Source organism: Amycolatopsis melonis (genome assembly GCF_040064235.1).
Taxonomy (GTDB): Bacteria; Actinomycetota; Actinomycetes; order Mycobacteriales; family Pseudonocardiaceae; genus Amycolatopsis; species Amycolatopsis melonis.
Genome location: NZ_JBDZYD010000007.1, coordinates 134342 through 142549 on the forward strand (window position 1 = coordinate 134342; position 8208 = coordinate 142549).

General features: G+C 70.5%; 8 protein-coding genes. 4 read left to right on the forward strand and 4 right to left on the reverse strand.

What is annotated here, in order from left to right:
• Positions 1 to 104: 104 nt before the first annotated feature.
• Entirely contained in the window at positions 105 to 1421 is a 1317-nt protein-coding gene (locus ABJI51_RS19935; RefSeq protein WP_348952556.1) for a GH1 family beta-glucosidase, read from the forward strand.
• Positions 1414 to 2673 (forward strand): MFS transporter, encoded by a 1260-nt coding sequence (locus tag ABJI51_RS19940; protein ID WP_348952557.1) that lies wholly within the window; start codon positions 1414 to 1416, stop codon positions 2671 to 2673. The genes ABJI51_RS19935 and ABJI51_RS19940 overlap by 8 nt, the downstream gene beginning before the upstream one ends.
• 337 nt (positions 2674 to 3010) lie before the next feature.
• On the opposite strand, the gene ABJI51_RS19945 is transcribed toward ABJI51_RS19940, so the two are convergent.
• Together ABJI51_RS19945 and ABJI51_RS19950 are read right to left on the reverse strand one after the other, a co-directional pair.
• Positions 3011 to 3424, reverse strand: coding sequence for a hypothetical protein (locus tag ABJI51_RS19945; RefSeq protein ID WP_348952558.1), 414 nt, complete (start codon positions 3422 to 3424; stop codon positions 3011 to 3013).
• A gap of 12 nt (positions 3425 to 3436) precedes the next feature.
• Entirely contained in the window at positions 3437 to 3781 is a 345-nt protein-coding gene (locus tag ABJI51_RS19950; protein WP_348952559.1) for a hypothetical protein, read from the reverse strand.
• A 318-nt stretch (positions 3782 to 4099) separates the two neighbouring features.
• Here ABJI51_RS19950 and ABJI51_RS19955 point away from each other — a divergent pair, with 318 nt between their 5' ends.
• A complete protein-coding gene (locus tag ABJI51_RS19955; protein ID WP_348952560.1) occupies positions 4100 to 5485 on the forward strand; it encodes an NsdA family TPR-like regulatory protein in 1386 nt (461 codons plus the stop codon).
• 31 nt (positions 5486 to 5516) lie between these two features.
• The gene (locus ABJI51_RS19960) at positions 5517 to 6404 is read left to right on the forward strand and encodes a phosphotransferase (RefSeq protein WP_348952561.1); all 888 of its coding nucleotides are present in this window, start codon (positions 5517 to 5519) and stop codon (positions 6402 to 6404) included.
• A 198-nt stretch (positions 6405 to 6602) separates the two neighbouring features.
• On the opposite strand, the gene ABJI51_RS19965 is transcribed toward ABJI51_RS19960, so the two are convergent.
• Both ABJI51_RS19965 and ABJI51_RS19970 read right to left on the reverse strand, forming a co-directional pair.
• Positions 6603 to 7631, reverse strand: a complete 1029-nt coding sequence (locus tag ABJI51_RS19965) for a copper resistance D family protein (protein ID WP_348952562.1) — start codon at positions 7629 to 7631, stop codon at positions 6603 to 6605.
• Complete coding sequence (locus ABJI51_RS19970; RefSeq protein WP_348952563.1) at positions 7628 to 8182, reverse strand: copper resistance CopC family protein; 555 nt, start codon at positions 8180 to 8182, stop codon at positions 7628 to 7630. Before ABJI51_RS19970 ends, ABJI51_RS19965 begins: the two co-directional genes overlap by 4 nt.
• Positions 8183 to 8208 lie beyond the last annotated feature (26 nt).

Here is an 8208-nt window from a genome sequence, read left to right on the forward strand (position 1 = left end):
CTTTATCGTGCCGACGGGCTTCCCCACGGACGAGTGAAGACCTAGTATATGAGAACTTTTCATGTTCACCCGTACGGGTGGCCTGACGAAGGGGTCAGCAGCCGGTGCAGAACCCGATCTTCCCGTCCGACTTCCTCTGGGGTGTTTCGACCTCGGCGTTCCAGATCGAAGGCGCCACCCGCGAAGGTGGCCGCGGACCGTCCATCTGGGACACGTTCACCGCGACCGAAGGCAAGATCGCGCGCGGTGAACAAGCCAACGTAGCCGCCGACCACTACCACCGCTACCCCGAAGACGTCGCGCTGATGGCCGAGCTCGGGGTCGGTGCCTACCGGATGTCCATCGCCTGGCCCCGCATCCAGCCCGACGGCAAGGGCGCGCCAAACCCCGAGGGCCTCGGCTTCTACGACAAGCTGATCGACGCCGTCTGCGCCGCGGGCATCGCCCCCGCCGTCACGCTCTACCACTGGGACACCCCGCAGGCGATCGAGGACGAGGGCGGCTGGCTCTCCCGCGAGACCGCCGACCGCTTCGCCGAATACGCCCGGATCATCGGAGACCGCTTCGCCGATCGGGTGAAACTGTGGATTCCGCTCAACGAGCCGATGGTCATGTCCATCTTCGGGTACGGGATCGGCGAGTACGCGCCCGGCAAGATGCTCCTGCTCGACGCCGTTCCCACCGCGCACCACCAGAATCTCGCGCACGGCCTCGCCGTCCAGGCTCTCCGCGCGGCCGGCGCGACGAACATCGGCACGGCCAACAACCACTCGCCGATCTGGCCCGCGGACGACGACTCGGAAGCCGCCGCGGTCTGGCTCGACGCGCTGCTCAACCGGCTCTACGCCGACCCGATGCTGCTCGGCACCTACCCCGAGCAGCTGCACGAGCACCTCCCCGCCGGCTTCGCCGAGGACCTGCCGACGATCGCGCAGCCGCTGGACTTCTACGGCATCAACTACTACGAGCCGCAAGGCGTCGCGAAACCCGGTCCGGGCAACCCGCTGCCCTTCGAGCTTCACCCGATCGAGGGTTATCCGATGACGACCAACGACTCGCCGATCGTCCCGCACGCCCTGCGTGAGCTGCTGCTGGACTTCCACCGCCGCTACCGCGAGAAGCTGCCGCCCATCCAGATCACCGAGAACGGCTGCAGCTTCGACGACGAAGTCGCCGAAGACGGCGGTGTGCACGACCCGGAACGCATCGACTTCCTGCACAGTCACCTCGTCGCGCTGCGCGAGGCGATGGACGCCGGCGTCGACGTCCGTGGCTACTTCTGCTGGTCCCTGCTGGACAATTTCGAGTGGTCCAAGGGCTACGCGCCGCGCTTCGGCCTGGTGCACGTCGACTACGAGACCCTGCGGCGGACGCCGAAGGACTCGTTCCACTGGTACCGGAAGCTGGTGCGGAATGAGTGAAACGACCCAGGCGCTCCCCGAAGCGCTCGCCGAGCCCGTCGTGCGGGTGCGGCCCGGCTGGATGAGCCTGCTGTTCTTCGCGAACATCGCGCTGTGGCTGGGGATCTACGCGCCGATCCAGGTCCTGCTGCCGAAGCAGGCCGAGCTGCTCGACCAGGTGAACAAGGAGTTCGTGCTCAGCCTGGTGATGGGTGTCGGCGCGGCCGTGGCGCTGGTCGTCAACCCGGCGGTCGGGCTGCTGTCGGACCGGACGTGCTCGCGGTTCGGCCGCCGCCACCCGTGGACGGTGATCGGCGCGGCCGTCGCCGCCGCCGGGCTGCTGGTGCTGGCGTTCGCCCCCGGCGTCGCGGTGATGGTCACCGGCTGGTGCCTGGTGCAGGCCGGGCTCAACGGGATGCTGGCGACCCTGATGTCCGCGATCGCCGACCGCGTGCCGGTCGGGCAGCGTGCGCACGTCGGCGGGCTGGTCGGGATCGCGCAGATGCTCGGCACGGTGCTGGGCGCGGTCGTGGTGGTCGTCGTGCTCGGCATTGCCGGACTGCCGCTCGCCTACGCCGTCTGCGCGGGGATCGTCGTGATCGGCGCCGCGTTCTTCGTGCTCCGGACCCCGGACGCGCGCCTGCCGGTCGAGTTCCGCCCGTCGTCGAAGGCAGGCGAGGTCGTCCGCAACCTCTGGGTCTCGCCGCGGCGGCACCCGGACTTCGCGTGGGCGTGGTCGTGCCACTTCATGATCAACCTCGGCAACGCGTTCGGGACGCTGTACCTGTGGTTCTTCCTCAAGGACGCGGTGCACTACGCCGACCCGGACGCCGGGCTGCTCATCATGATGGCGCTCTACGGCGTCGCGCTCGTCGCCGGCGCGGTGCTCGCGGGGAACTTCTCCGACAAGTCGGGACGGCGCAAGCCGTACGTCCTGGCGGCGTCCGCGGTGATGGCGGTGGCCGCGCTGCTGCTGGTGTTCTGGCCGAGCTGGCCGGTCGCGCTGACGGCGTCCCCGCTGCTCGGTGTCGGCTTCGGCGCGTACATGGCGGTCGCGCTGGCGATGCTGACGCAGGTGCTGCCGACGGCGCAGGACCGCGCGAAGGACCTGGGTGTCATCAACATCGCGAATTCGCTGCCGCAGGTGGTGGCCCCGCTGGTGACGCCGCTGGTGCTGGCTTACCTGGGCGGTTACTCGGGCCTGTTCGCGGCTTCGGCGGTCGCGACGCTGCTGGCCGCGGTGCTCGTGCTGCGCGTGAAGGCGGTCCGCTGACGAGCGGAGACGTGGAACCGCGGGCCGGTGCCGGTCGGGGGAGGGGAGTGCAACGGCACCGGCCCGCGGAATTCGGGGGCCGCTTGGAAGCGGGTTGCGGCAGGACCAGACCCATGATCCATGGCCGTCTTCGGTGATCAATCTAGCGGGGGATTACCGCCTGGGCTAGGGCTAACGCGGAAATTTTTCGATTAATCGCGGTGGGGACCGGGTGCTGGCCGAGGACTGGTTCGCACTGCTCGGGGGTGCGGGCGAAACAGTCCCCGGCCGACGGCGAGGTCCGGCACGGGTCCGATGGGGCGATCGGAGCGGGGCCGTGCTCGCCGGTCTGGGGGGATCAGGCCGTGACCGGGCGGCGCGGGTTCACCAGCGCGTGGCGGCCGGTGGTCTCCGCCGCCGTCGGGGCGGCCGGGTGGACCTGGACCGGGCTCTTGCGCCGACCGTGCAGGCGGCTCGCCGGGGCCTGCTGCTGCGGGGCCAGCCCGCCTGCCACCAGGTGCTCGTGCGCAACCTGCCAGACCGAGCACGGCGCCTTGCAGCGGTGCCACCGGGTCGAGCAGGTCGGGCAGTCGCCGCGCTCGTCGGGCTCGTGCATCTTGAGCATCGCGCGCCACGCTTCGGTCAGGCGCGGCAGTTCGGACCGCGCGACCGAGACCAATGACTGGGCGTCGGCGCGGTTCGCCAGGTCGGTCAGCATGTCGAGGCGCTCCCAGACCGCGTTGCGGAGCACCTGTCCGAGAACCTGATCCATGTCAGCTCACCGTCACCTTTCCGCCATCTTGGCGGCTTCGTTGAGCGCGGCGCGCAGCTGGCCGAGCTGGCCGGACGTCAGCCGCGCGGTCTCGCCGGGAGGCGAGACCAGTACCACCTGGTTGTCTTCGACGAACACCGTCACCGCACGTTCCCGGCTGATCAGGTCGCCGCACTGCACCCGCCACACCAGCTGGCCGCCTTCGTAGTGGCGGACGCTCGCGGTGCGGGGGTCCACCGCCGGGGCCGGGGCGACGGGGCGGACGGCGGAGACGGGAGAGACCGTCGCGACCGACGGCCGCACGGCGCGGGTGGCCGTGCCGGCATGTCCTCCTGCGAACGAGTCCACGAACTCCACGCCCTTCTCCGCTCTGTCGAAAGTCCTCGAAGATGCCTTCTGCAACATCGTCTTGTCACCACGCTGCGGTTTTCGTAGCTCTCCGTGATCGCTGCCGGTGTCCGGGCGGTGACGGAGATCTGACAACTACAGTGAGGTGAAACCCGGTGCGATAGAAGGTCGAAATGGCGTCATAGCGGTGACCGGACTCGGTTCCACGGTAAGCGGTCAACGGACTTCGCCCGGACCGATCAGGGCGCCAGTCCGGCTGTTCCCACGGTTTCCCAGGTTTGCCTACGCTGTTTCACAGACGCCCGACCGGACAGTGGAGGGGGCGCGATGGACGCCAGTAACGGTGGCAGTGCCGAAGCCCGGCAGAGCCACGCAGTGCCCGCCGACGCCTGGGAACAGGCGGAGATGAGAGCTGCGCTCGCCACCCGCGAGATCAGTGCCGTCTACCGCCTCCTGCGCAAGCACGGTGTCTCGCAGCGCCAGATCGCCGCGATGACCGGCCAGTCCCAGTCCGAGGTGTCGGAGATCCTCAAGGGTCGCCAGGTCATGGCCTACGACGTGCTCACGAGGATCGCCGACGGCCTGGGCGTCCCCCGTGGATACATGGGCCTCGCCTACGACGAGGCCACGCAGATACGGGTCGTCGGCTCCGCCGACGGCCAGCAGGCTGAGGAGGACGAGTCCGTGAAGCGACGGAGGTTCCTCGCGCATGCCGCCCAGGTCACGATGGGGGCGGCGGTGTTCGGTCCGGAATCGGGCACCTGGTCGGCGGGACCGGCGCGGACGCCGGCACCGGGGCGCATCGGCATGACCGACGTGCGCCAGGTGGAGGCCGCCACGCGCGCGCTCCGGGCGCTGGACTACCAGTACGGCGGCGGGTTCTGCCGCGACGCCGTGGTCGCGCAGCTGTCCTGGGGACAGCAGATGCTCGAGGCGCAGGGCACCGACCTCGTCAAGAACCGCCTGTACGTGGCGCTCGCCGACCTCCACTCGCTGGCAGGCTGGACCTCCTTCGACACCGGGCTGATGGACTCCGCCCGCGGCCACTTCGCGAACGCGCTGGACCTGGCCAAGCAGGGCGAGAACCACCCGCTGGTGGCCAACGTGCTCTACCGCATGGGCCGCGTCTACCTGCACCAGGACGCCCCGAACGACGCGCTGAAGCTGTTCCAGCTTGGCCAGATCGCCGCCCAGGAAAGCGGTTCCGAGCTGGCCGTCTCCGTGCTGTGCGCCAACGAGGCCTGGGCCTACGCGATGATGGGCAACGAGGAGCAGGCGGTGAAGCTGCTCGGCCGGAGCAAGGACGAGTTCGAGCGCGCCAACCTGGCCGAAGCCGAGTCGTGGGTGAAGTTCTTCACCGAGACCGACGTCTACGCCATGGTCGGGACCGTCCACACCGTCCTCGCGCAGAAGAACGCCGAGCACACCAAGTACGCCATCCCGGCGCTGACCAGGGCCGTCGAGTCCTACGACGACGACATGGCCCGGTCGAAGGCGTTCATGCTGAGCGCGCTCGCCACCAACCACCTGCTCGACGGCGACCTCGACCACGGCGCCAAGGTCGGCGGCAAGGCCATCGACTGCGCCGAGGGCATCAAGTCCGAGCGGGTCAAGGACCGCATGCGGCCGCTGCAGGAAGAAGCCGAGCGCCGCCGCAACAACGCCGACGCCCGTGACCTCGCCGATCGCCTCCACGCTTTCTACGCCGCCTGACGCCGGGAGCGGCAGGGGCGCCGGAGCCGTCTTGGCCGGCCGGTTCACGTCCGCGAAACTGCGGGGCGTGCTGGCCGAGACTTGCGCGCTTCTCGGCCTGGATCCGACGGGTGCGCGGTTGCTGCGGTTCACGAACAACGCGGTGTATGCGCTGGTCACCGCGCCTTTCGTGATCCGGATCGTCGGCTCGACGCGGCTGCGGCACCGGGTCGGGACGGTCGTGCGCGTGGCCCGGCACTTCGAACGGCACGGCGTCCCCGCCATCCGGCTGCTCGACGGCGTCGAGCAGCCGCTGGAAGTCGGCGGGCACCTGGTGACCGTGTGGCACCAGGTGCCGAGCATCGGCCGCCCGGCGACGGCCGCCGACCTGGCCCGCCTCCTGCGTCAGGTGCACGCCCTGCCTCCGCCGGACGGCCTCGCCGAGTGGGCGCCGTTCGCCGCGGTGCGGGCCAGGGTGTCCGACGCCGAGGAGCTGAGCGACGCCGACCGGGCGTTCCTCCTCGACCGCTGCGCCGAACTCGAAGCCGCCCTGGCCGAGCTGGAGTTTCCGCTGGCCAGGGGCCTGGTGCACGGTGACGCCTACCCCGGCAACGTCATCCCGGGCCCGGACGGGCCGGTGCTCTGCGACTTCGACTCCTCGTGCGTCGGCCCGCCGGAATGGGACCTGACACCGCTGGCCGTCGGCCGTGAGCGGTTCGGCGACCCGCCGGTGGCGTACCGGACGTTCGCCGCCGCCTACGGCTTCGACGTGACGTCTTGGCCCGGTTTCGCCGTGCTCCGCGGTATCCGCGAGCTGAAGCTGACGACCAGCGTGCTGCCCATCCTGCGCAGCAGGCCGCAGGTGCGGCCCGAGCTGTTCCGGCGCCTGGAGGACCTCCGGACCGGCCGGACGGACGCGCGCTGGACGCGTTACCGCTGAGCCCGATCTGTCACTTCGTGTGATCGGCACCACAGTCTGCACGTGCATTCGCCGACTGCAAATGACCGTTCGTCGCTTCCGAAAGGGCACCCGCTCTGGGTAGAAAGTTCGGTCGGACGTATCGCCCCCAATGGATCACGGGTCATCCCAATGCGCAATTTGCAGCTACCCACCGTGTCCGACCTGCGAGGATGAGGTTCAGGACGCGACGACCGGCGCCCGCGTCAGCACGACGGCGAACCCGAAAGCCAGTCCCATCACCGTCAGCTCGAGCGTCGCCCACGCGGCGAGCGCCGTCCGCTGGTGCCGGACGATCCGCGGCATCAGCCGCCAGCGCACGTGGGCGCCGAGCAGCGCGATGAGCCCGGTGCACACCGTCTTCAGGACGAACAGCTGCCCGTACGGCGTCGTGAAGATCCCCGCCCAGAAGCCGAGGGTGGGATTGAGCGAGATCTCGATCAGGCCGTTGAACAGCCCGGTCGCGGCCGACATGACCAGGCAGAGCGTGGCGAGCTTGGAGAACCGGGGCAGCGCGTGCGCCAGCAGCGTCCGGTTCGCCACCAGGAGCACGGCCATCGCGCCGAGGCCGCCGGTCCAGGCGACGGCGCTCATGACGTGCAGCTCCATCGAGATCATCGTGTAGTCGTGGTAGTTCCAGTTCGACGCGTGCCCGGTGACCGGCAGCGGCAGCAGCGCGAACAGGCCGAGCCCGACGCGGACCTCGGCGGGCACCTTCTCGCCGAAGCGCAGTGCCAGCGCGCCGAGCCCGGCGTGCCCGAGGGCGAGCACGGCCACGATGACGAGTGCCTTGCCCGCCCCGACGTCGGCGATGTACCGGCCGATGTCCGACGGCGCGAGCGTCGACGATCCCGGCTTGTACTCCGCGGTCTGCAGGATCAGCGCGACGACCGCGGCGGTGGCCCACACGAGCGCGGCGGCGACGGCGGCCGGGCGGGCCAGCCGCATCACCGGCTCGGTGAGCTTCGGCCGGTCGTAGCCGACGAGCACCGACAGCAGCGCGAGCCCGATGGTCGTGACCGCGGCGAGGTCGAGCAGGACCCGCACGACCGGGATGCCCGCCGAGACCACCGCGCTGGGTTCCACCACGCCGGGGACCGGGGCGGTGGTCATGAGCGCGACGCCGATCAGGGCGCCGAGCAGGCCCGCCGTCACGACGCACAGCAGCGTCGCGTAGCGGGGGTGGACGGTGGTCTCGGCCTGGGTCATCCGTTCTTCTCTTCGATCTTGCCGCCCGAGCGCAGGGCGACGGTCAGCCCGATGGCCAGCAGCACGACGGCGCCGGCGATCCAGACCCAGATCGGCACGCCGGTCGAGGACGACGGCTGCGGTGCCGCCTGCGCCGAGCCGCCCGGCGAGCGGGCCGCGTCGACGGCGGCAGGCGTGCCGGTGCCCGCCGTGGTCAGGGTGAAGGACAGCTCACCGGTGACGGGATGGCCGTCCGCGGACAGCACCCGGTACCCGATTGTGTACTTCCCGGCCGGGCCGAGCGGCCGCAGCGGCGCGCTGATGACGTTGTTCACGACGCTGATCGGTCCCTCGGCCCACTGGCCGCCACCGGGTCCGGTCACCGCGATCTGGTTGACGTCCGCGCCCTGCACGTACTGGTCGAAGGTCAGGCTGATCTTCGCCGGGCCGGTGGCGACGGACGAGCCGTTCGCCGGGTCCGAGGAGATCAGCACGTTGTGCGCCAGCGCCGGGGGGGGCGGGGCGCCCCCCGCCCCCCCCGGGGGGGGGCCCGCCGCGCTCACCCCCCCCACATGGGGGTTTCCGCCCCCATGAGCCG

Excerpts from the sequence above, each read along its gene's own strand:
- ABJI51_RS19965 (WP_348952562.1), bottom strand. The coding sequence starts at position 7,631 with ATGACCCAGGCCGAGACCACCGTCCACCCCCGCTACGCGACGCTGCTG.
- ABJI51_RS19955 (WP_348952560.1), top strand. The coding sequence starts at position 4,100 with ATGGACGCCAGTAACGGTGGCAGTGCCGAAGCCCGGCAGAGCCACGCA.
- ABJI51_RS19940 (WP_348952557.1), top strand. The coding sequence starts at position 1,414 with ATGAGTGAAACGACCCAGGCGCTCCCCGAAGCGCTCGCCGAGCCCGTC.
- ABJI51_RS19945 (WP_348952558.1), bottom strand. The coding sequence starts at position 3,424 with ATGGATCAGGTTCTCGGACAGGTGCTCCGCAACGCGGTCTGGGAGCGC.